24 protein-coding genes are annotated in these 22,388 nt (G+C 41.1%); 18 read left to right on the top strand and 6 right to left on the bottom strand.

Translation table 11 applies throughout. From position 1 onward, the window contains the following. Nucleotides 1–32: 32 nt before the first annotated feature. Nucleotides 33–719 (top strand): hypothetical protein, encoded by a 687-nt coding sequence (locus IPN35_03390; GenBank protein ID QQS59887.1) that lies wholly within the window; start codon nucleotides 33–35, stop codon nucleotides 717–719. A gap of 36 nt (nucleotides 720–755) precedes the next feature. On the opposite strand, the gene IPN35_03385 is transcribed toward IPN35_03390, so the two are convergent. Continuing rightward, entirely contained in the window at nucleotides 756–917 is a 162-nt protein-coding gene (locus IPN35_03385) for a hypothetical protein (GenBank protein QQS59886.1), read from the bottom strand. Nucleotides 918–952: 35 nt separating this feature from the next. Continuing rightward, nucleotides 953–2,479, bottom strand: coding sequence for a glycosyltransferase family 2 protein (locus tag IPN35_03380; GenBank protein ID QQS59885.1), 1,527 nt, complete (start codon nucleotides 2,477–2,479; stop codon nucleotides 953–955). 231 nt (nucleotides 2,480–2,710) lie between these two features. On the opposite strand from IPN35_03380, the gene IPN35_03375 reads away from it, so the two are divergent. Genes IPN35_03375 through IPN35_03345 form a run of 7 tightly spaced genes read left to right on the top strand, consistent with a single transcriptional unit; the run spans nucleotide 2,711 to nucleotide 9,254 of the window. After that, entirely contained in the window at nucleotides 2,711–3,040 is a 330-nt protein-coding gene (locus tag IPN35_03375; GenBank protein QQS59884.1) for a hypothetical protein, read from the top strand. Between the two features lie 2 nt (nucleotides 3,041–3,042). After that, nucleotides 3,043–4,968, top strand: coding sequence for a V-type ATP synthase subunit I (locus IPN35_03370; GenBank protein ID QQS59883.1), 1,926 nt, complete (start codon nucleotides 3,043–3,045; stop codon nucleotides 4,966–4,968). Between the two features lie 29 nt (nucleotides 4,969–4,997). After that, nucleotides 4,998–5,477, top strand: a complete 480-nt coding sequence (locus tag IPN35_03365; GenBank protein QQS59882.1) for a V-type ATP synthase subunit K — start codon at nucleotides 4,998–5,000, stop codon at nucleotides 5,475–5,477. A gap of 60 nt (nucleotides 5,478–5,537) precedes the next feature. After that, nucleotides 5,538–6,098, top strand: a complete 561-nt coding sequence (locus IPN35_03360; GenBank protein ID QQS59881.1) for a V-type ATP synthase subunit E — start codon at nucleotides 5,538–5,540, stop codon at nucleotides 6,096–6,098. Nucleotides 6,099–6,106: 8 nt separating this feature from the next. Further along, nucleotides 6,107–7,105, top strand: coding sequence for a V-type ATPase subunit (locus tag IPN35_03355; protein QQS59880.1), 999 nt, complete (start codon nucleotides 6,107–6,109; stop codon nucleotides 7,103–7,105). Continuing rightward, nucleotides 7,106–7,453, top strand: coding sequence for a V-type ATP synthase subunit F (locus IPN35_03350; GenBank protein ID QQS59879.1), 348 nt, complete (start codon nucleotides 7,106–7,108; stop codon nucleotides 7,451–7,453). A gap of 37 nt (nucleotides 7,454–7,490) precedes the next feature. Beyond that, a complete protein-coding gene (locus tag IPN35_03345; GenBank protein QQS59878.1) occupies nucleotides 7,491–9,254 on the top strand; it encodes a V-type ATP synthase subunit A in 1,764 nt (587 codons plus the stop codon). Nucleotides 9,255–9,319: 65 nt separating this feature from the next. On the opposite strand, the gene IPN35_03340 is transcribed toward IPN35_03345, so the two are convergent. Then, nucleotides 9,320–12,079 (bottom strand): tail fiber domain-containing protein, encoded by a 2,760-nt coding sequence (locus IPN35_03340; GenBank protein ID QQS59877.1) that lies wholly within the window; start codon nucleotides 12,077–12,079, stop codon nucleotides 9,320–9,322. Nucleotides 12,080–12,341: 262 nt separating this feature from the next. On the opposite strand from IPN35_03340, the gene IPN35_03335 reads away from it, so the two are divergent. Together IPN35_03335 and rplL are read left to right on the top strand one after the other, a co-directional pair. Next, nucleotides 12,342–12,878, top strand: a complete 537-nt coding sequence (locus tag IPN35_03335) for a 50S ribosomal protein L10 (protein ID QQS59876.1) — start codon at nucleotides 12,342–12,344, stop codon at nucleotides 12,876–12,878. 22 nt (nucleotides 12,879–12,900) lie between these two features. After that, complete coding sequence (gene rplL, locus IPN35_03330; protein QQS59875.1) at nucleotides 12,901–13,302, top strand: 50S ribosomal protein L7/L12; 402 nt, start codon at nucleotides 12,901–12,903, stop codon at nucleotides 13,300–13,302. Nucleotides 13,303–13,398: 96 nt separating this feature from the next. Here rplL and IPN35_03325 read toward each other — a convergent pair whose 3' ends face one another. Continuing rightward, nucleotides 13,399–14,796, bottom strand: a complete 1,398-nt coding sequence (locus IPN35_03325) for a phosphomannomutase/phosphoglucomutase (GenBank protein ID QQS59874.1) — start codon at nucleotides 14,794–14,796, stop codon at nucleotides 13,399–13,401. Nucleotides 14,797–15,023: 227 nt separating this feature from the next. Here IPN35_03325 and rpsO point away from each other — a divergent pair, with 227 nt between their 5' ends. Further along, entirely contained in the window at nucleotides 15,024–15,434 is a 411-nt protein-coding gene (gene rpsO, locus IPN35_03320) for a 30S ribosomal protein S15 (protein ID QQS59873.1), read from the top strand. A gap of 36 nt (nucleotides 15,435–15,470) precedes the next feature. Next, on the top strand, nucleotides 15,471–15,866 hold the full coding sequence (locus IPN35_03315; GenBank protein QQS59872.1) for a hypothetical protein: 396 nt from the start codon (nucleotides 15,471–15,473) through the stop codon (nucleotides 15,864–15,866). 13 nt (nucleotides 15,867–15,879) lie between these two features. Here IPN35_03315 and IPN35_03310 read toward each other — a convergent pair whose 3' ends face one another. Then, nucleotides 15,880–16,272 carry a hypothetical protein gene (locus tag IPN35_03310; protein QQS59871.1) on the bottom strand — a complete coding sequence of 131 codons (393 nt, stop codon included), beginning with the start codon at nucleotides 16,270–16,272 and terminating at the stop codon, nucleotides 15,880–15,882. A gap of 115 nt (nucleotides 16,273–16,387) precedes the next feature. On the opposite strand from IPN35_03310, the gene IPN35_03305 reads away from it, so the two are divergent. The 5 genes from IPN35_03305 (at nucleotide 16,388) to IPN35_03285 (ending at nucleotide 19,995) form a co-directional block, all read left to right on the top strand. Further along, nucleotides 16,388–16,792, top strand: coding sequence for a hypothetical protein (locus tag IPN35_03305; protein ID QQS59870.1), 405 nt, complete (start codon nucleotides 16,388–16,390; stop codon nucleotides 16,790–16,792). 77 nt (nucleotides 16,793–16,869) lie between these two features. Further along, the gene (locus IPN35_03300; protein QQS59869.1) at nucleotides 16,870–17,532 is read left to right on the top strand and encodes a hypothetical protein; all 663 of its coding nucleotides are present in this window, start codon (nucleotides 16,870–16,872) and stop codon (nucleotides 17,530–17,532) included. Next, nucleotides 17,529–17,978 carry a 6,7-dimethyl-8-ribityllumazine synthase gene (gene ribH, locus IPN35_03295; protein ID QQS59868.1) on the top strand — a complete coding sequence of 150 codons (450 nt, stop codon included), beginning with the start codon at nucleotides 17,529–17,531 and terminating at the stop codon, nucleotides 17,976–17,978. Before IPN35_03300 ends, ribH begins: the two co-directional genes overlap by 4 nt. 134 nt (nucleotides 17,979–18,112) lie before the next feature. After that, nucleotides 18,113–18,757 (top strand): peptidylprolyl isomerase, encoded by a 645-nt coding sequence (locus IPN35_03290; protein QQS59867.1) that lies wholly within the window; start codon nucleotides 18,113–18,115, stop codon nucleotides 18,755–18,757. An 83-nt stretch (nucleotides 18,758–18,840) separates the two neighbouring features. Then, nucleotides 18,841–19,995: a glycosyltransferase family 4 protein gene (locus IPN35_03285; GenBank protein ID QQS59866.1), complete on the top strand. Its 1,155-nt coding sequence runs from the start codon at nucleotides 18,841–18,843 to the stop codon at nucleotides 19,993–19,995. Between the two features lie 92 nt (nucleotides 19,996–20,087). Here IPN35_03285 and IPN35_03280 read toward each other — a convergent pair whose 3' ends face one another. Continuing rightward, nucleotides 20,088–20,504, bottom strand: a complete 417-nt coding sequence (locus tag IPN35_03280) for a hypothetical protein (protein ID QQS59865.1) — start codon at nucleotides 20,502–20,504, stop codon at nucleotides 20,088–20,090. A 343-nt stretch (nucleotides 20,505–20,847) separates the two neighbouring features. Between IPN35_03280 and obgE the strand changes: the two genes are divergently transcribed. Next, the gene (gene obgE, locus IPN35_03275; GenBank protein QQS59864.1) at nucleotides 20,848–22,263 is read left to right on the top strand and encodes a GTPase ObgE; all 1,416 of its coding nucleotides are present in this window, start codon (nucleotides 20,848–20,850) and stop codon (nucleotides 22,261–22,263) included. Nucleotides 22,264–22,388 lie beyond the last annotated feature (125 nt).

The following is a 22,388-nucleotide window of genomic DNA, read 5'->3' as shown; positions in this document are numbered from 1 at the left end:
TGGCAAAATAGTCCTGTTTTTTTCTCTCCCTCATGAAACCTGATGCTGTCTTCATTCTCTCAAGGTCTATTCAATCTTCCACAGAACAAGTTATAGGAAGTGTTCTCGATATTCTCCCAATGCTATTTGCTTCTCTTGGAGTGCTTCTCGTGGGGGTATTTCTTGGCATGTTTACTGAGTGGCTCTTTATAAAGTTTGGCGAAAAAGCACGCCTCTCTCGTCTTTGGAGACGACTAGAATTTGATGTTCTCCTTCAAAAGGCAAATATAAAGTCTAATCCATCTCGTTTGGTGGGGGTTTTTTTGAAAGGTGTCATTATTACCCTTTTCTTACGACAATCCGCAAAAATGATGGGATTCTACGAGGTTGAGGAATTTTTGAACAAAATCATTTTGCTCGCCCCCAACATTGTTATTGCTATGCTTATTGTGATTTTTGCGGTGCAGATGGGAAATACTGCAAGCTCACTCACAAAAAACTTTCTCCATGTTGGAGATAAAAATGCTCGAAATATTGTTGCCGCATTTGTCCAGAATATTATTTTTGCTTTTGGTATTTTGGCAGCACTTTTTCAGGTGGGCATTGCGCCGGAGCTTGTTCAAACACTCTTTACTGCTCTTGTTTCCATGATTGCCTTAGCGGGAGGTCTTGCATTTGGGCTTGGAGGAAAAGATTTCGTTCGGGAAATGCTCGAAGAAATGCGAAAAAAGGGAAAATAGTGTGTATGTATTTACAATATCGAGGAAGTATTTTTCTTATTCGTTTCCTGCTGCGAGTGCCTCTGCAATTGCCTTTTGACGAGCAGCCTGTCCTGCGCGAAGACCCTCTTTATTTTTCTTGAGTCGTGCGATTTTGCTTGTTCGTAAGCGTTCTATTCGGTGCATGCCGTGTTTTTTTGCGCCTGCTTTATTCGTCATGAGAGTCTTTTCAAGAAAAAGGTGAAGAAAATCTATCACGAATGCTTGCCACGTGCAAGTGTTTTTGGCTCTTTTTGTCGAACTTTTTCCGTCACATTAAATTCCATACGTTTCCCGAGTGCGATTTGAGTTTGTGTAACAAGCGCCGGAAGACTTCCAAAGAAAATAGTAGTAAAGGGGATGAGCGCCCATTGCCAAATGAGATCGAATGTCCGTATTTTTTTTGGAGGAGATGGTGTCATGAGAAAAGTGAGAATCATGGAGACAAAAATACCAGAGAGTGCAAGTCGAAAAACGACTGAGAGAAAAAGAGCAACGTGTGTTCCAAATACGGTTTCGGAAACTTCTGGTGCAAAGAGTTTAACAGCGGGAATAACAATCGCTAAAAAGAGCGCCGCTGTTGCCCACATATAGTGCCCCTCTATGAGTCGGAAATACTGAAGAAGTGTTTTTATTTTTGGAAGATATCTCCATTCCTTTCGAATTTCCCCAAAACAATACGCAATATCCGAACATCCCCATGACCAACGTTTGAGTTGCTGAAATTGCCCTATAAGTGATCGGAAATAATTTTGACTGAGTACCGCATCTTGATAGATAGGAAGAAAAATGGGAATCACTTCGTATGATCCATGGAAATGAAAATAGCTTCTCCAATATTGTCTTCCGTCCTCAACAATGGTGGTTGTATCCCAAAAATTCATTTCTGCCAGTGCTGAAAGAGGCTGACTGTGGCTTGAAAAGTTTCGAAGTCGGTCTGGACGCCCTGCTTCAATGAGATGCCAATATCCCGAGGAAAGTGCTACCACCCTATTCATTGCAGGAACATCCCAGATATTATTAAAAAAGAGAGGAATCGGCTGAAAAGCTCTTTTATGTCGTTCTGGTGTTTTGCAATAGATTTTTGTAAGGGCAGAAAGCAGATGAGAATGAATGCGGTTGTCGGCATCGAGTGTTGTTACGAGTACGCGAGAAAAGTCGACTCCTTCTGTAGTTAGCTTTTCTGCCAATCTTTTTCCCGCAAAGGAGATGTTTGCTCCTTTTCCTCTGATTTCATTGGGGAGTCCATCGGGATGCTCTATCCAAAAGAAACGCCCAAAAACAGTTTCATATTCTCTCGAAAGAATTTCTGCATTTTTTCTCCCATTTATGACATCTCGCTCTTCAGTCGCAATACAAATGTATATTTGTTCCATGGGAAAAGAAGATTTTCTAATGGCGTTGATCGTATCTCGAAGAACCTGAAGAGACTCTTTGTAGGTGGGAATAATAATAAGGTGAAGTACTTCCTTGGGAGACAAATCTGCAGAAGAATATGATGTGTCTTCAAGCTCTTTCTTCCAGTTTTTCGTGAGATTTTTTTTGTATTTTCGGTAGGAATAGAGAAGAAAAAAAGAATATTCAACCGCTCTTAAAAACCAAAGAAAAACGTAGAGTAGGAGGAATCCAAAAACAATATTCGGAAAAATAGGAAGAAAAAAGGCAGGAAAGAGGAGTGTCCCCCACGAAAGAAACGCCGGAAAACATTCAGATGCCCGTTGAGCAAGGCGTTGCCGTATCATGAAAAGAAAATGGGAAAAAACCTAAAAATGTCACAGGGTATTATTCATTTTTTCGAAAGAAGGGCAAATTTGATAATATTTTTGGTCGTACATTTAATTTTTTTCATGAAAAAAGCAAAAAAATATTCTCGATTCACAAAAAAGTATTTCCCTCTTCATTTTTTTGCAAAAAAATCGTTGACTCCAAAGGTATTTATGAGCAAAATGGCTTGGCTTTTTTTCCTATTCTCTGTGAGTACCACCCACCCAGTTCAGCAGATTCTTGACACAGAAGAACAAGCCGAAAGTCTTCTTCGGGAGGAAAAAATGAAGGCTGATGCGAGAATAGAAAAAGAGAAGGAGAAGGCGGATGGTATCCGAGAAGAATCTCGCAAGAAGACAAAGGAGGAGATTTCACAAAAACTTCAAGAGGAGAAAACAAAAGCGCAAGAAAACTTCCGAAAGAAATCTATTGAAAATGGCGAAATGCTTTCAAAAATGCGCTCTGCTTTTGAATCTCGCCATTCAGAGGCTGCTTCCAAGCTTGTTAAAAGTTTTCTCCATCTTTTTCTCAAAAAATAAACATGGCAGTCGTTCGTATGCAAAGAGCGGCACTTGTTGTTCATAAAAAGAGCCTCCCTCCTGTGTTAGCGCGTCTTCAGGAGCATGGGATTTTTGATGTATCCCTTCCTATAGATTTCGAAAAGTCCTCCCTTTCGTATCCAGAAGAAGTGTTTTCTGGAATTGAATCGAAATTAGCGAATCTTCGTTTTGTTATTCGTTACCTTACTCCTTTTGCAAAAAAACCAACGCGATTTCGAGAGAAATTTTTGGGAGAAAAAGTAGAGTCTAATGAGCAGGTAACCCTTGAATGTGGGAGTCGCGATTTTTCTGAGCTTATTCAAAAATGTGTCACTCTGGAGGAGCGAGAAAATAAAGCAAAAGCAGATCTTTTGCGAATTGCAGAACGAGAAAAAGCCTTCTCGGGATGGGGAGATTTCGACCTTCCTCTTCATCTCTCAGAGCGTATCGCCTCGACAGGAATTCGAATTGGGAATGTCGATGCAAAAGATGCTGATGACTTTGAAGAAAAAATTTCGAAAGAGCCTCTCTGCTTTGTTCAGAGAGTTTCCACTTCTCCTAAGCGAGTTTCTTTTGTATTTTTCTTCCACAAGAGTGTTTCTGAAACGTACGAAGAAGTCCTTCGAGAATACCGTTTTGAGGACATGGATTTTGGAGAAATTATACAGACTGTTCGAGAAGAGTTTGAAAAAATGAAAGCAATGACGGAAGAACTTTCGGAAAAATTAGTATCTGCCAAAAGAGAAAAAGAGCTCCTCGCGGAAGAACTTTCTGAAATAAAATTGGCGTATGATGCGCTTTCATGGGAAAAAGAGCAGAAAGATGTTCTGAATAAAGCATATTGCACAAAAGAAAGTGTCGTACTTTTTGGCTGGATTCCCGAAAAAAAGTTTGAATCTGTTCGTCAAAGTATTCTTCGGTCCGAACCTTCTGCCGATCTCCTCAAAATTGGAAAGGAAGATGGAGATTCTCCCCCAACAGAACTTCAGAATAAAAACTTTATACGTCCGTTTGAGAGTATTGTTTCCCTTTTTGGAGCACCCGCCTACTCTGAACTTGATCCCACTCCGTATTTAGCACCTTTCTTTGTTATCTTTTTTGGATTTTGCCTTACCGATGCTGGCTATGGGGCGCTTATGCTCATTAGTCTTTTGAGTGCATTTTTCCTCTTACCACTCGATAGATCTACGAGAGATATGGTGAGACTTCTTATTTTTGCAAGCATTTCTACTATTATTTTGGGAGTTATTTTTGGGGGGTATTTTGGAATGACATACGAGCAGCTTCCATGGTTTGTAAATCCAGAAACAAAATATTTTTATGGACAGATCTTTAATCCCGTTGATGATATGATTCCTTTTGTCATGGCATTTGCGTATGGGCTTGGTATTCTCCATCTCTTTTTAGGGGTAATACTCTCTGGAGTGAATCGCTGGAAAAATGGAAAAAAAGGAGATGCTCTTTTTGCGAGTGGCTCTTTGGGACTCATCGTTATCTGTGCTCTCTTGTCCGCGTTTCCCTCTTTTCGGAGTGTTACCCCTGGTATTATTGGAGTCCTTTCTCTCTTCCTCGTTTGGAGGATTGGAGTATTAGATTTTATTAATGAAATGCTTTCTTGGCTTTCAAACATTCTTTCCTATTCACGACTCTTTGCTCTTGGGCTCGCAACAGGAATTATCGCGCTCGCTTTTAATTCTATTGCGCTTACCTTGGGGGGAATGATGCCCCTTGCTATTGGAATTCCAGTGGCATTGCTAATTCTCCTTTTTGGTCACACACTCAATATGGCACTCAATATTCTGGGAGCATTCGTTCACTCTGCTCGTTTACAGTTTGTGGAGTTTTTTGGAAAGTTTCTAGAAGGAGGAGGGAAAACATTCCAGCCACTTTCACGGAAGTGTGTTTACCTTTTTGATTCTCAACGTTAGCTTTCTTTTTCTTTTTCTTTTTCCTTTCTATGGAAACGCTTATTTTCACCTCTGGTTCCGCACTCGCTATCTTTGGAGCTTCTCTTGCGGCGACGCTTGGGGGAATTGGTTCTGCAATTGGTTGTGGGTATGCCGGTCAAGCGGCATGTGGAATTACTTCTGAGAAACCAGAGCTTTCGCCTAAACTCTTGGTGCTTGAAGTGCTTCCTGGTTCTCAGGCAATTTACGGGCTTGTAGGAGCTTTTTTGGTCACGATATTTTTTAGCGTTTCCGAGCTTACCTCTTCTCAAGGAGCACAGATTTTTCAAGCATGTCTTCCTTTGGCGTTTGCAGGGCTTTTTTCTGGAATTTTTCAGGGGAAAGTTGCCGCCGCAGGTACACAGATTGTCGCCAAAAATCCTGATGGACTTGGAAAGGCTATTATTTTTGCTGCTATCGTAGAAAGTGTCGCTATCTTTGGTCTTCTTGTGACATTTTTGCTTCTCGATAGCATTCGAGGATCTCTCTAAAAATTGTTGTTGTGATGCTTCGGAAGATTCCGAGGCATTCATCAGCATTTTTTCCTTCCTATGGCTCTCGCCGATATTCTCAATAAAATTCTTTCCGATGCTCAGGAACAATCTCTTCTTCTTCAAAAAGAAGCAGATGGTGCTATAAAGCAACTTCAGGAACAATTAGATAAAGAAATTGCAGAGGAATCTGCCTCTTCTTGGGAAAAGGGGAATCGAAAAATAGCAGAACTCCACCAAAAAATTGATCATCTTTCTCGTCAGGAATATTACCATAAAACCCTTTCCCTCAAACATGAAATACTTCAGGGCGTTTTGAAAAAGGCACAAGAAGAGGTGAGTCATCTTTCTCAAAAAGAAAAAGAAGCTATTTTTCTTCAGATGCTCCGACAAATTGGAGATCAGAAGGGAACGCTTCATCCGGTGGCATCCGATGCCAAACTGTTGGAGGGACTTCTCGAGAAGGAGAAAATTGCTCTTCCGCTTGGAAAATCGGTTTCTGGAATAGCAGGATTTATATTCGTTTCAGAGTCAATGGAAATTGACTTTCGTTTTGAACAGGCACTTGAAGATCTCTTTCGGAAAACAGAGAAAGAGCTTTCTTCGTTTCTCTTTGCGTAGTTTTAAACATGTCTTCTTCTCTTGTTTTTTTGACGGCTCGCATTTCTGCCCTCTCTGATCGTCTTCTTACTGCTTCAGATACGGAACGGATGGTTTCTGCGGAAACTTTTTCAGAAGCATTTCGTGTCTTAAACGATATTTCTTGGTCTGGTGTGGTGGCAGATGCTCCGAATGCCGATGATTTTGAACGTGTTATTGATATTGGTCTTTACGAAATACGACAATCCCTTTGCGAGAGTGATATTCCCAAAAGTTTGGCACAATTCCTTTTCCTCCCATTTGATCTCCAGAACGCAAAGTGTACACTACTCTCTTTTCAAAAAGGGAAATCGTATGATGATTTTCGAGAGTCGCTTTCTCCTCTTGGTTTTTTTGAAAGAAAACTCTCATTCCGAATCCTTGCAGGAGAGGAGGAGAATACTCCAAAAGAAGCCGTATTTCTCAAAAAAGCTCTTCAGGAGTCATATCTTCTTCTAAGAGATGATTCACAAGATCGAGAAGAGATTCTTTCTCTTTTAGATGCTGCTGTTTTTCGGCAAATGTTTCGAGCGGTTTGCGCGACAAAAAGCAAAATCCTCTCTGATTTTTTTCAAAAACAGATCGACTGGGAGAATGCAAAAAAAGTTTTGAGAAATCCTTCTCAAGAAAGATATTCGTTTCTTCTTCCTCAGGAAGAGAAGGGATTTCGTTTTTTTTCTCGTGAAGAAGCGTTGAAGCATCTTTATTCTTCTTCTGCAACATCTCTCTTTAATGAGGGGGTTTCGCTCAAGGAATCTGGAAGAGACCTCTCTCTTTTTGAAGCGACCGCCGAACTCTCTTTGCTTCAGTCACTTTTTTGGTCATCTCGCCTTTCTCCACTTTCGTGTGACACAGTCGTTCTCTTCTTTCTTACGAAATTAAGAAACGCAGAAATTATTCGAACTATTCTTGTGGGAAAGCGCAATAAACAATCAACGACTGATGTTCGAAAAGCAATTGCCCACTTTCTTCCTTTTTTACCACGATAAATGAGCTTTGGCATTGCTATTGTGGGGTCACACGAAGAGACGAAAGGATTTTCTGCGCTTGGAGTGGATGCTTTTCCTGTAAAAGACCATCAAGAAGCGGTTGAGGTACTTTTTCAGATAAAGAATGCTCTTGAAAGTTCCGATGCACCAAGAAGATATGCAGTTGTTTTTATTCTCGAGGAGATTTTTCGAGAAATTCCCGAAGAAACTTACCGAAAACTTTCCGCAGGAGGTCTTCCTTCTCTCATTTCTCTTCCTGGGAGCCAGGGAAGCACGGGTTTTGGAAATGAAAAAATTCGTCGCATTGTCGAACAAGCGGTGGGGAGTGACATTTTTGGAGGCAAATAGTTTTTGATTCTCCTTTCCTTTTTCCTTTTTTTCTCTTATGAACGCGCAAGCAAAAGGTGTTATTGCAAAAATTTCGGGTCCGTTGGTGGTAGCAGAGGGGCTTGTGGGAGCCAAAATGTATGAGGTGGTACGAGTTTCAGAAGAGAACTTGGTGGGGGAAATTATTGAGCTTCACGGAGATCGCGCTTCGATACAGGTTTATGAAGATACATCTGGTATTGCTCCTGGTGGTCCAGTAATTCTTACTGGTCAAACGCTTTCTGCAGAACTTGGCCCAGGTCTTCTGGAATCTATTTATGATGGAGTCCAGCGTCCGCTTGAGCTTATCGAAAAAAAATCTGGTTCTGCGTTTATCGCTCGAGGAATTGAAGTTCCTGGTATTTCTCGTACAAAAAAATGGAGTTTTCATCCTGTCGCAAAAATAGGTGCTTCTCTTTCGTCTGGAGATATTTTGGGAACCGTACAAGAGACCTCACTTATTGAGCATAAGGTAATGGTTCCTTCTGGTGTTTCTGGGACACTCAAAAGTATCAATGGTGGTGAAAAAACAGTGGAAGAGGTTGTTGCGGTTATCGAAACTGAAAATGGGGAGAAAGAAGTGTGTATGCTTCAGCGTTGGCCAATTCGTCGGCCTCGTCCATACGCAAAAAAGCGAGTTCCCGATGAGCCGCTTGTGAGTGGTGGACGATCAATTGATACTATGTTTCCGCTTGTAAAAGGGGGAGCAGGATGTATCCCTGGACCATTCGGTTCTGGAAAAACGGTGACGCAACAGGGGCTTGCGAAATATTGTGATGCTCAAGTTATTGTGTACATTGGGTGTGGAGAGCGTGGAAATGAGATGACGGAAGTGCTTAATGAGTTCCCACATCTTATAGATCCAAACTCTGGAGAGCCACTTATGAGACGAACCATTATGATTGCGAATACTTCAAACATGCCAGTAGCGGCGCGTGAAGCTTCGGTTTACACGGGAATTACTATTGCGGAATATTATCGAGACATGGGCTATTCTGTGGCGCTCATGGCAGACTCCACGAGTCGATGGGCAGAGGCAATGCGTGAAATCTCCGGTCGTCTCGAAGAAATGCCAGGTGAAGAAGGATACCCTGCCTACCTTGCTTCTCGAACAGCAAGTTTTTACGAGCGTGCGGGAGCAGTAATCTGCTCTGGTAAAGATGAACGACGCGGCGCACTGACAGTGGTTGGAGCAGTTTCTCCTCCAGGAGGGGACTTGTCGGAACCAGTGACGCAAAACACTCTTCGTGTAACAAAATGTTTCTGGGGACTTGATGCTTCTCTTGCCTACAAACGTCATTTTCCGGCGATCAACTGGCTTACCAGCTACTCCCTTTATGTTGATAATGTTCTCGATTACTGGAAAAAGAATGTTGCAGAAGATTACCCACAAGTTCGTTCTCAGGCACTTGATTTGCTTCAAGAAGAGGCAAAACTTGAGGAGATTGTAAAACTTGTTGGAATGGAGTCTTTGAGCAATCGGGAGAAACTTGTTCTCCTTGTGGCGAAATCAATTCGTGAGGACTTTCTTTTTCAAAATGCGTTTGATCCAGAAGATGCATACACGACTCCAAAAAAGCAGTATGGTATTTTGAAGACAATCGTGACACTATACCATGCGGGAGTAAAAGTTATTGCACACCCCGATTTTGATTTCAAAATTCTCTCTGGAAATCCAATATTGCAAGAAATCGCGAGTGCAAAAGATATTCCAAACGGAGAAGACGAGCAATTTGTGGCACTAGTAAGAAAAGTGGAAAAAGAAGTGTTGGCACTTGTATAGTAATTTTTACATCTGTAGTGACAGGTTTTTCATGTCACTACAGATGTTGTGTTTATAGAAAAAACTTATTGGTTTGAGGAGGTTTGAAGTAGGCTTCTTATTTCTTGTATTTCTGAAGAAAGCATCTCTATTTCTTGCTCTTGAGCATCAATATTTTCTTTTTGCGCTTCAATCTCCTTCTGCTGTTCCTTTACTGCTTCAATAAGCGGAGCAACAAGAGCAGAGTAATTGACCGACTTCATTCCCTCATTATCTTCTAAAACGAGTTCAGGAAATTCTTTTTCTACTTCTTGCGCAATCACTCCAATTTGTTTTTCTTCTCCTTTTTCTGAATCTTTCCAAAAGTAAGAGACTCCACGAAGATGCAATATTTTTGAGAGAGAATCACTCAATGTCACAATATCTTTTTTGAGACGAATATCAGATGGAGCAACATTCGTTCCACGGATATACCCATTGACATCAAGTTGATAGGCGGGTGAAATTGTTCCAATACCGACATAATTATTAGTACGAAGAATATTGATCACATTACCATTCGTATCACTTCCGAGTGATATGGTATTAGCTCCAACTGCAGGGTTGTAGGAAATAGATCCCTTTGAAACTCCTCCTGAATACAGTTGAATCGCCGTAATTCCTGTTGAAATGCTATCAACAATAAGTTCTGCGCCAGTATTGACGGGGTTATAAATATGGAGTTTTCCCAGTGGGCTTGTGGTTCCAATACCGACATCTTGTGTATTTCGTTGGACAAAAATACTGGAGGCTTGTTCATTTCCTCCTCCTATTCCCATTCCATCTAGCCCGGGAAGATAACCAATGTTTCCCGAATAGATTCCATCTGCATAAAATCGAATAGCAGCAGCTTGTGCACTAGAAATAGTCTCGAGAATAAGTTCTGCGCCAGTATTGGCGGGGTTATAAATATGGAGTTTTCCCAGTGGGCTTGTGGTTCCAATTCCTACATTTCCGCTATTATCAATAATCATCCGTTCGGTTCCATTGGTGTCGAAACGAATCTTATTCTCATTGGTACTTTCTTCTACCTGTACTTTGGTGTTGTTATCAGCATCATGAATTTCTTTGAGAGAAACGGCTGAAACAGCTCCATCAACATACTGTTTTGTTGCAGCCCCCAACGCACTTGTCGGATTTCCCGAAAGAAGAAGTTGTCCTGTCATTGTTCCTCCTGAAAGAGAGAGTCTTTGATTCAGAGCAGTATTTAGATCACTCTGACTCGAAAGGCTTCCCGTAATACTTCCCCAGCTTGCTCCGCTTGGCCAAGAAGATCGGCAAGCGCCAGCAATACAAAGTTCTGTTCCTTTTATTCTCCCATTCACATCAAGTGCTTGTGTAGGAGAAGTGGTTCCAATTCCTACTTTTCCATCATTGGTAAAAGTGACACGATTATCTGTATTCCAAAATTGCAAATCGGAAGTGTTTTCGTCTTGATACATTCCCCAGTGAGTCAATTCCCCACTTTGAATATCTATTTCAGCATTTGTTCCAGTATCAGTTTTAACATGGAGTTTGGCATTGGGAGAAGCAGTTCCAATTCCTACGTTTCCCGAGACTCCGCTGTACATAGTTTCTGTTTGTTGCTCAGCACACTGCCAATAATATGATGCGTCAGTATACGCACCGGTTGTAATTGCAGTAGCCGTTCCAGAGCTACAGAGGTTTGCTGTTGGTGTTGAGGAGAATGTGCTTTCATGGGCAGATCCGCAGATTCCTGGTGCGGAAGCCGATCCACCAATGGGAGCAGGAATAGAACAAATGATAGGATCGGGTGACGGACTTGCAACTGTCCCTCCTGGAAAACGGAACCAATAAATTTCTCTCTGAGAAGGGGTAACCACTACTGATCCACTCTGTTGAGCGGCTGTTTTGTCGATACGGATATCATCTGGATAAATTTTGCCGTAGGTCGCATCAGCACGACTCCACCATCCGGAATTTTGAAAATCAATAGTATAATTCAGCCTGTAGTTTCCTCCTCCGATATTCGTTGCAGTAAGGGTACAATAGGGTGAGGAGTATGTTTGATACGCATGGCAAGAATCTGTCTGCGTTCCTCCGCCCACTACGGTCCAGTCATTATCGCTAACTCCTTCTACGCTTGAGAGACAATTTCCTCCTTCAATACAAATATCCGAACCATTGGTGATTCGAACATTTCCATCGACCACTAATTTTTCTGTGGGAGAAGCAGTCCCAATTCCTACGTTGCCTTGCACTAAAAGCCCATTTGCTGGTGCGGTTTCTGTTCCTGAATAGTTTGTTCCAATAACGGCTCCTCCTTCAACATCCAATCGATTTTGTGGACTTACTGTTCCAATTCCTACTCGACCAGTATCTGAAATAAGAACATCAGTTCCATTTTTCTTCCACCATTTTTCTTCTCCATTCTTCCAACTTACCGAATTTTGATTTGTACAAACATACCCTCCTCCAACACTCATAATAGTGTTTCCTTCAATAGTATCTCCAATAGAGATTCCCGTGGCGTCGAGGAATACTTTTTCTTGACCGGCACTACAATTATTTGTTCCGTCTCCATTGATGCTATCTGCTGTCATGGTGACACGTTTTCCTCCTCCTACAACATGAAAGCGTCCGAGAGGGGTTCCTGTTCCTATTCCGAGTCGCTGATTTCCAAGATCGGGAAAAAGAATATCCCCAATTTTTCCCCAAGAAGCATATCCACTGGGGGCATCTGGCCAATCAACAACAGCAAGCGCACCCTGTCTTACGCCGTCTAAAAAAACGGTAGAAAGAAGGGCGAATGCCAAAAAGATGGAAAAAAGGAATTTTGTTTTCATGAAAATATTTGTTATTTCTCTTCATTATACCTCTTTCTTTTTTATTGTGCAAACTCATGGTCAACGAGAGAAAATGATTTTATTTGACAAAAAGGATGCTCATTTGTAGAATTGCCTCCGACCATTTCTGCCAGAGACCGTTGGCACTTTCCTTATAGAAAGAGAAGACCAGCGAGAGGCGCATTCCCAAAGCTTTGAATTACTTCAGAAAGAGCAAAAAAGGGGACGCCTGAGGCAGACTCCTTTTCTTTCCGGTATTTTTATGCCTGTTTCTCGACAACAAAAGGAAGAATCCCTTGCACAGCTCATAGAAGCTATGAAGTCTGCGCGAGCTATTTATTTTGCGAAAAACCTTGGGATGGGTGTTCGCGATTCTCAAGACCTTCGACGAAAACTTCGCGATTCGGGAAACTCTTTTCGAATGGCAAAGAAGACTCTCATCAAGAAAGCTATTCAAGAAGTATTTTCTCTGGAAATTTCCGATGAAGCTCTTGAGGGTGCTGTTGGTGTTGCTTTTTCAGAAATGGACGAGGTAAGTGCTGTGAAAACAATCGCTGATGTCGCAAAGAAAACTAAGAAAATAGAGCTCACAGGAGCAATTTTTGAAGGAAGCGTCATTGGAAAAGAGGACACCATAAGGATTTCAAAAACACCAAGTCGAGAAGAATTGCTCGCACAGCTTCTTGGTTCTTTTATGGCTCCTCTCAGTGGATTTGTAGGAGTGGGAAATCAGCTTATCTCTGGGTTCGTCCGTGTCGTGGATGCTTACGAGAAACAAAAGTCTTCAGAAAACGCATAATTTTTTCTCTTTTTTCCTCATCATGTCAGATGAAAAAACTATTCAGCTCTCCGATGCCGCACAAAAAATACTTGATGCTGTGGAGAAGCTTTCCGTTCTTGAGCTTGCCGACCTTGTAAAAGCAATGGAAGAAAAATTTGGAGTTTCCGCCGCCGCTCCTGTTGCCGTTGCGGCCCCTGCTGCTGGTGGAGGAGAAGGTACCGCTGTGGAAAAGGATACTTTTGATGTTATCTTGGCAAGTGCCGGTGGTCAAAAGATTTCCGTTATTAAGGTGGTACGAGAAATCACTGGTCTTGGTCTTAAAGAGGCAAAAGATCTCGTTGATGCTGGTGGAAAAGCAGTAAAAGAAGGAGTGAAAAAGCCAGAAGCAGAAGAGCTCAAGAAGAAGCTAGAAGAAGTTGGTGCCACAATAGAACTAAAATAATTCTTTTGGTAAAAAAGTGGATACGACAAGACACCTCGTGCGGAAGTACGAGGTGTCTTTGTGGTGAGCTTTCCAAGTTCTATCGCGAAAAACTTTTTAGAAATTTCTAAGAAGAAGATCCTCCTTTAATTCCTGATGCAATTTGCCTTCGACAATGTTTCTGATTTCTTCTCTTTTTTCTGGTGTACGTGCTTCAAAGCGGAGTGTGATTTTTGGAGAAGTATTGCTTGCTCTTACAATTCCCCATGCGCCGTCCCCAAAGTCGATTCGAATACCGTCTATAGTGAGACATTTTTCTGGTCCGTATGTTTTGAGGAAAAAATCTACTAATTTTTGAACAACAAGAAATTTTTTCTCTTCCGGACACTCTACCTTGATTTCGGGCGTATTAAATACTTTTGGAAGTCCTTGGAAATGTTCGGCGAGTGATTTTCCTGATTTCTGAAGAATCTCAATTACCTTTGCCGCGGCGAGAAACGCGTCATCAAATCCATAATAATTTTCCCCAAAAAAGAGATGTCCCGAAACTTCACCTCCGAGAAGCGCATGGGTTTCTCGCATTTTTTCTTCAACAAATGAATGTCCTGTTTTTACCATGATACCCTCACCGCCTAAACGCCGAATTTCTTCAAAGAGCACTTGAGTTGCCTTGAGATCAATGACTATCTTTGCTTTTGGGTGACGCTGAAGAAGATCACGAGAAAGGAGGAGGAGGATTAAATCGGCAGAATAATGATTCCCCTCGGCATCGACAAAACCAACGCGATCGCCATCGCCATCAAACGCAACACCAAGATCTGCACCTTCTTCTTTTACGGCTCGTTTTAAGTCACTTAAATTCTCTTCTACTTCGGGATCGGCATCGTGATGAGGAAAATTTCCATCCACTTCACAATAGAGCGGTCTTACATTAACACCAAGCGACGTAAAAAGATCTGGGGCAAATTTTCCTGTAATGCCATTTCCTGCATCAAAAACAATCTTTGGATTCCCTGTGATAGATACGAGTGATGTGATTTTCTCAAAGTAGGCATCTTGAAAGGAGTCCTTTTTGAGATTTCCAGAACCTTCTTCCTGATTATCTGAATGGCAAAGATCACGAATGGCAAGAATTTCATCTCCACAAATGGCATGTGCATGCTGTCGTTGAAGTTTGAATCCATTATAATCTCGGGGATTATGACTTGCTGTAATATTGACACCTCCATCAAATTTTCCGTGGCAGATGGAGAAAAAAAGGAGCGGAGAAGTAGATTCTTCAATATCCGTAACATCTGCTCCTGTAGAGAGCACCCCTTCAATAAAAGCCTTTTGTATTTCCCTTCCGCTTAAGCGTCCGTCTCGTCCAACACAGATAGAAGGTTTCGCAATGCCATCATGACGAATAAGATACGTCGCATAGGCTTTTCCCACACTGTAGGCACCATTAGCATCAAAATCTTCTCCAACAATTCCTCGAATGTCGTACGCGCGAAAAATATGGTCAGAAATCATAAGAAAGTTTTAGAAAAGGAAAGCGCTTTTCTTGTACTCTTTTTCTCTTTTTTTTCGCAACAGAAAATCCAAAAGCTCACAAGGGGGAGACATAAAAAACAGTATTCTTTCGGAAATAAAAATTTATTTTCTTGCGTTTCGAAGGAGTTTTTTGAAACAATGGGAACACGTTGCTTCGGTTTCTTTAGAAATATTTTGACTGAGGCTTTCGATATTACCCCCTTTTTATGACTGACGAAAATCAAAAAACTGATGAGCAAGAATCAGCTGTTCCATCAACAACAAAGGAGATAAAAACTTCTTTAAAAAAGGATTCTCCCAAAGAGAAAAAGACCTCTCGAAAAAAAGAGAAAGTGGAGGAAGTAAAAGCCCCTTCGGGGCGGATAGAAAAAAAAGAAGTTATTTCAGCACACTCTCGCCATCAAAAAGATACTGGTTCTATTTCGGTACAAGTTGCACTTCTTACCGAAAAAATTAATCACCTTACCGACCATTTGCGCACTCACCCAAAAGATGATCATGGGCGTCGTGGGCTTATGAGTTCCGTTGGGAAACGACGAAAGCTTCTGAAATATTTAAAAGATCGTTCAAAAGACTTGTACGAAGAGCTTATTCAAAAACTTGGCCTTCGTCATTAAAATAAAAATTGAGAAAATATTTTTCTCTCTTTTTCTGTGAGCAAGGCAATTATAAATTTTGTGCATCTTTGTGATCTCGCTTTTCTTTCTCAAGAAGGAAAGCTAAATATTATTGGTATTTTTGAGAATATTTCTTCCGCTGTTTTTCCTGCGTGTCACCCAAAGATTTCTCTTGTGATGAACGTTACTCTCGAAAAAGGAGAATACCCCCTTCTTGTTCGGGTTGTTCATGAAAAGAATAATGAAGAGTTGGCAAAAATATCGGGGAAGATTTCGTGTCAGAAAACCGGAAATGTTGGCATTATTCACGAATTTCAAAATCTCTCTTTTTCAAAGCCAGGTCAGTATGCTGTTGAAATATGGATCAATAATGAACCAGCAGGAGAAAAAGGAAAAATAGTATTTTCCGTGAGTGCTTCTCAGAAAAAATAGTACGAGATATTTTTTAGTCAATATCATTCAGGGACCTAAGGAGATCTTCTGCTTTTTTTTCGTCGTTTCTGTGTTCTTCTTGTTCTGTACTTTTTCGTTCTTCTTGGTTTTGTCGTCTATTTTTTTCCACCTCTTCTATGTCGATAGTTTTCACATCTTCTTGTAGCGCAGAAATTCGATTCTGTTCAGTTTTGAGAATATCGCGAAGCTCTTTTATTTGATCTTCTGTCATAATAGGAAGAACTGAGAACCAATATTTTTTTTCTTCATTATCCATGGATGGACTCGCCAAAATTTGTGGAACAAGATCGGGGAACTTATCTTGAACTTCTTTTGGCACAATAGCTCCTCCCAGAGGTGTCTGTAGTCCAGATGCGCCGCCTATTCCGTTTTGAGGGTCAACCATTTCAGGTTATCTTACTTTTTTTCGGAATAAAATGCAAGAAATTTTTCCCTATTTTTCTTTTTTTCTTGCATTTTATTTCTATTCTCCAAACAATAAGAACAGTTTTTTTTAGATTATGCGACACGTTCTTTCTCTTCTCTGTCTTGGTTTTCTTCTTTCTGCTTGTGTGCCTTCAGTAGAGGCTCCCGAAACTTCATCTGCTACCGATACTCTTGCTTCCCACAAAAATGGAACTGGACCACTTGCCGAATTTGCAACATGTCTTACAGATTCTGGTGCAGTATTCTACGGAACAGAGTGGTGTCCTCACTGTAAAAAACAGAAAGCGATGTTTGGAGATGCGCTTGGAAACGTTCCCTATATTGATTGCGATGCCAATCGAAGTACTTGTCAAAAAGAAGGGATTACCGGATACCCAACATGGAAATTCAAGAATGGTGCTGTTTTGAGCGGAACACAGCCTCTTTCTGATCTTGCGAAACAAACGGGATGTGTTCTTCCCGACAACATGAAGATATAATACTCTCCTTTTCAGAGTGTTTGAAAATTGCCCTTCTTTTGTCTTCTATGGCATAATAGGCGAGATTTGTAATGAGTATGGCAGAAGAGGGTTTTGGTTTTGAGTCACTTGGCGCACAGTCGGCTCCCGAACAATCGGGGGAGTCGATGGAACAGTTTTCTGAACGCTATCATCAGACACAAGCCGCCATTGCTCAGATTCGAAAAGAAGAATCCCAAAAAAGAGCACACGACACCTCTCTGGCACATATTATTACTCAGTTTCTTCATCAGAAAGGACGAACTCCTTTCTTCCTTCTTATTGCACGACTTTCCGCGCGGAATATTCCGAGTGATCTTATTCTTTCCATTTTAGCGCTCATTTTTCCTCCTGCGGCGGAAGCTATTGGGCAAAAATTAAATGCCGAAGAGATGCATGCTCTTTCTGCGCCCTCTTCAGAAAAAGAACATATCTTCTCTCCAAAAGAGAAAAAAGAAATTGATTTTTGGACAAATGCCATTGCCGGCATTGCGCGAAAAGAACCAAGGCGAATACTGCGCACGGCAATACTTCCAGATGCATCACCAGTTCCAGAACTTGTTCAGATTTTTGCACTGATACTTCGAGAGTTTTTAGAGAAAAATGGGCAGCAAAATATGCCACTTGATTATTTCTCTGCATTTGGAAAAGTATTTTTTGAAAATATTTTTTCCTCTCTTTCCTCCCTTGTAGGAAAAGAACATTTGCTTTCAGAAGGATGAGCGATTGGAGAGCTTCTTCAGAAACGGCACTCAGGAATTATCGTGTTGCGATTGTTTCTGCAGAGTTTAACAAAGAATATTCCGATGTACTCCTCAAAAACACGCTGGAGGGACTCCTTGATAATGGAATAACGGAAGACACCATATCTGTAGTGCGCGTTCCAGGGAGTTTCGAACTTCCTTTTTCTTGCGCTCGTCTTCTCTCTGATGGAAAGCATGACGCCATTATTGCGCTTGGAATTTTGCTTCGCGGAGAGACTATCCACTTTGATGTTGTTGCTCGAGAAGCTGCTTGTGGTATTCAGCAGCTCAATGTTTTAGGAAAAATCCCCGTTGTCTTTGGAGTGCTTACGTGCGATACGAAAGAGCAAATACAAAATCGCCTTTCCTTGGGAAGTGGTTTTGCAACCACTGCTATTCGAATGATGAATCTCATGTATCAGTAGGATCCCTTTTTATGACTTGATAGTTGATTCCAATCTTATTGCTACAGAAAGGAGAAAAAGGCAATTTTTAAGAACTTATATTGCACACTTTTTTTTTCTGTGGGATAGTACCACCAGTTTTCTTTTTTTAAAATATGAGATTTCTGATGATGCTTCCGTTATCTCTCCTTTTTCTTTCTGCTTGTACTCCGCCCATGAACCAAGATACTTCGGATAACACTCCTTCCACCACGGAAAACACCGATCAAAAGCCATTTTCTCAAACAGCCGATCCGGTTGCAGGTGATACCATGGCGACTATTAAAACGAGCATGGGTGATATTGTTATTCGGTTATTCCCAGATATTGTTCCGAAAACTGTGGAGAATTTTACCACTCATGCAAAAAATGGATATTACGATGGACTCATATTCCATCGTGTTATTGATAACTTTATGATTCAAGGGGGAGATCCTCGTGGAAATGGAACCGGTGGAGAAAGTATCTGGGGAGGAACGTTTGATGATGAATTTAGTGATAAGCTCAGTAATATAAAAGGTTCCATTGCCATGGCAAATTCTGGACCAAATACAAATGGATCTCAGTTCTTCATTAATGAGGTTGACAACACCTATCTCGATTTTAATAAGGAACCACTCACCAGCAAACATGATGTTTTTGGTCAGGTTGTTGAAGGAATGGATGTTCTGAATGCCATTGCAAAAGTACCAGTGGGACAAGGGAGTAAACCTCTTCAAGATGTTACCATTGAGACAATTGAGATTTGGACACACGAATAGTTTTTTTAGGAGAGTAGTATTATTGTGGCACCGTTCTCTCCTTGGGAGCGGTGTCATTTTTGTAGTATCCTCTCCTTGATACCATGCCTCCCAAAACTACGCCTTCATCGGGACTTCTTATAACCCGTTTTCCGCTTGAATCGGGATGGGGAGGGGAAGAAGAACTTCACCTTTTTTTGGCAAAATCATTTCAAAAACAAGATATTCGCATTGCTCTTTGGTCGAGCTGCCCCTTTTTACTTTCTGCTTTTCAAAAACAAAGAATTTTCACGACAGCATCCTTTTTTCGAGATATTACTTCTCGCCAGTCACTCTTCCTTTTTCTTTTCTTGGGGATTCCATTTTTTTTCATTTCTTTTTTTCGAATTCTTCTTTTCCGTTCTCGAGGATTTCGAACTGTTCTCATGCTTACGCTTGTGGAAAAAGTTTTTCTTACGCCCTTTTTTCTCTTTTTTGGATATCGTATTTTTTGGGCACATCACGCTCCACTTGGTAGATGGCTCTCAAAAAATCCATTCTTCTTTTTGTGGCGATTTTGGGGAAAACGAGTGCTCACTATTGTTCCTTCTCTTGCGTTACAAAAAGAGCTTCTTGCGCTTGGTCTGCCAGAAAAAAATATTCGTGTTCTTCAAAATCCACTTCTTCCACTTCCTCCTTCCGTGGAAACATGGGAATCGTTTTTGCTTCGAAAAAAAGTACAGAAACAATCATTTATCGTTGGAATTGCGGGGCGACTTTCTGTGGAAAAAAATCTTTCTGCTGCTCTTCGTATTGCCACTTCTTTTCCTGAAATTCTTTTTCTCATTGCAGGAGAAGGCGAGCTTCGAGAATCACTTTCTTGTGAAATTACTGAGCAATCAATCGATAACGTGGCTCTTTTAGGAAATCTTTCTGAAGAAGAACTTTCTGCGTTTTTTTCGGGAATCGATCTTTTTTTAAGTACTTCTCGATATGAAACCTTCGGATTGGCGTTGTTGCAAGCACAAGCGCACGGGGTTCCGGTCGTAGCTCCTCGTGTAGGAGGAGTTCCTGAAGTTGTTGTAGATGGGTTTTCAGGGATTCTTTTCCCCGTTGATGATGAGGAAAAGGCAGTAAACGCTCTTCGTTTGCTGTTTGAGGATAGAAAAAAGCGAGAGGAGTTTTCGAAACAAGCACAACAACAAGCAAAACAATTTTCTTCAGAGCGGTATAAGCAGAAAATGATGAATCTTCTCTTTCCCTACTGTTCTGGGCTTTGATCCGAGATCTCTCATTCTTTTTAGATGTTGAATACAGTTTGGCATGATTGGTAGACACAAAAAAGAGCGGCGTAGAACGCCGCTCAAATGGGTCAATCAATCTTATTTATTTCAATTTTCTTCGGGGGAGATGCAAAACTTTCGCAACTCCCCAAACCTTTTACGATGGGAATTCCAATTTCCCATGTCTCCCCTTTAGGGGAAACAATGATCCCTTTATATTTCCCTAAAAATAAAATTTTAAATCCTTGGACTTCCGTATCTCTTCTTCCTTCCAATTGAACCATCTGCCCATTGGGCAGGGTAAGAATCACGCTCTCACCTAGGCAAGCGAAAGCGGTTGGGGTTGAAAAAAAAAGAAAAAATAAAACAACAGATAGAGTTTTCATGGATAATCTCCCAAAATAAAAATGAAAAAATTGATTGACACCATCTGCACCCCAACAGAAAACCGAAAGCAAAAGCACTGAAAAATCAGGCGTTGTGCTATTTCTGTCTTCATGAGGCACAGATGTATGCCAAGCAAGAATGATATGTAAAGGAACTTTTTTTGAAGTTGAGTATTTAAGTAGTTTTTGTTTTTTTTGTCAAATAGAAAAAAGAAAGATTTTTCTGATTTTTACTCTTCCTCATCCCGTGCTTTAAGCTGGAAGCTTTTTTACTTGTCATTCCAAACGTGATTTGGACTCCCTCGTCTTTTCTGTTCTATTGGAAATGTTGGATCAAGTTTGTCTGCCGGGGCATGACACTTATTTCTTTCCTCATTCTAAACCTGATCCACAATTTCATATTGCAAAGAGGAAAAAAATCGAGATGTTCATTTCTTAAAAAATCTGTCATAGTGCGTCCACTATGTTTTGTGACGAAGCCAACATCACCGTGCGTGCCGGAAAAGGAGGAGATGGGCTCATCTCTTTTCGCAGGGAAAAGTATATTCCAAAAGGCGGACCCGATGGTGGAGATGGTGGTCGTGGAGGAGATGTTGTATTTCGAGCAGATGCTAATGCCGATACCCTTACGGATTTTCGAACAAAGAAGTTTTTTTCTGCTGAAAGAGGAGTTCCAGGAGGACCACAAAAAAAACACGGAAGATCTGCAGAAGACCTTGTTCTTCTTGTTCCTGTAGGAACCCAAATTTGTGAGGATTCTGGAGAACCTATTGCCGATCTTAATCACCCAAATGCGGAATGTGTGGTGGCAGTAGGTGGGCGCGGAGGATATGGAAATGCCCACTTTACTTCAAGTGTTCGTCAGACACCTCGATTTGCCGAATTGGGAGAACCCGGTGAAGAACGTTCTCTCCATTTAGAACTCAAACTTGTGGCAGATGTGGGGATTATTGGACTACCAAGTGCAGGAAAATCGACGCTTATTTCTCGCATTACCGATGCCAGACCAAAAGTAGGTGATTTTCCCTTTACAACTCTCATTCCCAATCTTGGCGTGGCGAGTCTTTCGGGAGGACGATCACTTATTTTTTGTGATCTTCCGGGGCTTATTGAGGGGGCAAGCGAGGGGAGGGGACTTGGGCATCAATTCCTCCGACATATAAGTAGAAACCGCGTCCTTCTTCATCTCGTTGATATTTCTGCGGAAAATCCGGTGGAAAACTATAAAACTATTCGCGAAGAACTCCGTCGGTATGACCTAGAACTTTGTAAAAAACCAGAGATTCTCGTGCTTTCAAAAACCGATCTCCTAGGAGATGATGAAGAAATGATTTTGGAATTTCTTCAAGAGATGAAGCCTGTTTTTTCGGGCAAGGCTGTTGCCATTTCTGCGGCAAGTGGACATGGCATTTCTGAGCTTTTGGAAATTGCAAAAAAAGCAGTGGATGATTCACGTGCGGCAGAACCAGAAGAAGAACGATTTGAAAATCTTCCTGATACGGTTCTCTATCAGCCGCATCTTCAAAAAAATCCAAAAGCTTTTACTGTTGCTGTGGAAGAAGAAGCATTTCGTATTTCAGGAATACGTATTGAGCAAATTGCTGTACAGACAGATTTTTCAAACCCCGAGGGGGTGCTTCGCCTTCGAGATGTCTTTCGCAAAATGGGGATTGAAAAAGAACTCCTAAAATCTGGGGCAAAACAAGGTTCTATACTTCTTATTGGAAAAAAAACATTTGAATTTCAACCGAATATTTTTCGGAAAAATAATAACGCCGTAAGGCAAGATAATTCCTCTTTTGAACAAGATCCTACCGATTTAGAAGAAAACTCTGAAGTGATAGAAGAGGAAATTTCTTCTGCAGAAAAAACCTATTAAATACCAAAAGGGAAATGGAAATTTATATGGTTTTAACATATATGCTCCGCAATAGTTTTTTGCATACAAAACTTCTGGAAAAAATGGAGAAATGAATGGGGAATATTTTCCCTATAAAACATGTC

This window comes from Candidatus Peregrinibacteria bacterium, from assembly GCA_016699755.1.
GTDB lineage: Bacteria > Patescibacteriota > Gracilibacteria > CAIRYL01.
This window is presented reverse-complemented; position numbering and strand designations above follow the sequence as displayed.

What these genes read in the sequence shown, in the direction of transcription:
- IPN35_03385 (QQS59886.1), bottom strand. Translation starts at nt 917, where the DNA reads ATGACGAATAAAGCAGGCGCAAAAAAACACGGCATGCACCGAATAGAA.
- IPN35_03380 (QQS59885.1), bottom strand. Translation starts at nt 2,479, where the DNA reads ATGATACGGCAACGCCTTGCTCAACGGGCATCTGAATGTTTTCCGGCG.
- IPN35_03365 (QQS59882.1), top strand. Translation starts at nt 4,998, where the DNA reads ATGGAAACGCTTATTTTCACCTCTGGTTCCGCACTCGCTATCTTTGGA.
- IPN35_03390 (QQS59887.1), top strand. Translation starts at nt 33, where the DNA reads ATGAAACCTGATGCTGTCTTCATTCTCTCAAGGTCTATTCAATCTTCC.
- IPN35_03355 (QQS59880.1), top strand. Translation starts at nt 6,107, where the DNA reads ATGTCTTCTTCTCTTGTTTTTTTGACGGCTCGCATTTCTGCCCTCTCT.
- rpsO (QQS59873.1), top strand. Translation starts at nt 15,024, where the DNA reads ATGACTGACGAAAATCAAAAAACTGATGAGCAAGAATCAGCTGTTCCA.
- ribH (QQS59868.1), top strand. Translation starts at nt 17,529, where the DNA reads ATGAGCGATTGGAGAGCTTCTTCAGAAACGGCACTCAGGAATTATCGT.
- obgE (QQS59864.1), top strand. Translation starts at nt 20,848, where the DNA reads ATGTTTTGTGACGAAGCCAACATCACCGTGCGTGCCGGAAAAGGAGGA.
- IPN35_03310 (QQS59871.1), bottom strand. Translation starts at nt 16,272, where the DNA reads ATGGTTGACCCTCAAAACGGAATAGGCGGCGCATCTGGACTACAGACA.
- IPN35_03325 (QQS59874.1), bottom strand. Translation starts at nt 14,796, where the DNA reads ATGATTTCTGACCATATTTTTCGCGCGTACGACATTCGAGGAATTGTT.
- IPN35_03335 (QQS59876.1), top strand. Translation starts at nt 12,342, where the DNA reads ATGCCTGTTTCTCGACAACAAAAGGAAGAATCCCTTGCACAGCTCATA.
- IPN35_03370 (QQS59883.1), top strand. Translation starts at nt 3,043, where the DNA reads ATGGCAGTCGTTCGTATGCAAAGAGCGGCACTTGTTGTTCATAAAAAG.
- IPN35_03360 (QQS59881.1), top strand. Translation starts at nt 5,538, where the DNA reads ATGGCTCTCGCCGATATTCTCAATAAAATTCTTTCCGATGCTCAGGAA.
- IPN35_03340 (QQS59877.1), bottom strand. Translation starts at nt 12,079, where the DNA reads ATGAAAACAAAATTCCTTTTTTCCATCTTTTTGGCATTCGCCCTTCTT.
- IPN35_03290 (QQS59867.1), top strand. Translation starts at nt 18,113, where the DNA reads ATGAGATTTCTGATGATGCTTCCGTTATCTCTCCTTTTTCTTTCTGCT.
- rplL (QQS59875.1), top strand. Translation starts at nt 12,901, where the DNA reads ATGTCAGATGAAAAAACTATTCAGCTCTCCGATGCCGCACAAAAAATA.
- IPN35_03300 (QQS59869.1), top strand. Translation starts at nt 16,870, where the DNA reads ATGGCAGAAGAGGGTTTTGGTTTTGAGTCACTTGGCGCACAGTCGGCT.
- IPN35_03285 (QQS59866.1), top strand. Translation starts at nt 18,841, where the DNA reads ATGCCTCCCAAAACTACGCCTTCATCGGGACTTCTTATAACCCGTTTT.
- IPN35_03345 (QQS59878.1), top strand. Translation starts at nt 7,491, where the DNA reads ATGAACGCGCAAGCAAAAGGTGTTATTGCAAAAATTTCGGGTCCGTTG.
- IPN35_03305 (QQS59870.1), top strand. Translation starts at nt 16,388, where the DNA reads ATGCGACACGTTCTTTCTCTTCTCTGTCTTGGTTTTCTTCTTTCTGCT.
- IPN35_03350 (QQS59879.1), top strand. Translation starts at nt 7,106, where the DNA reads ATGAGCTTTGGCATTGCTATTGTGGGGTCACACGAAGAGACGAAAGGA.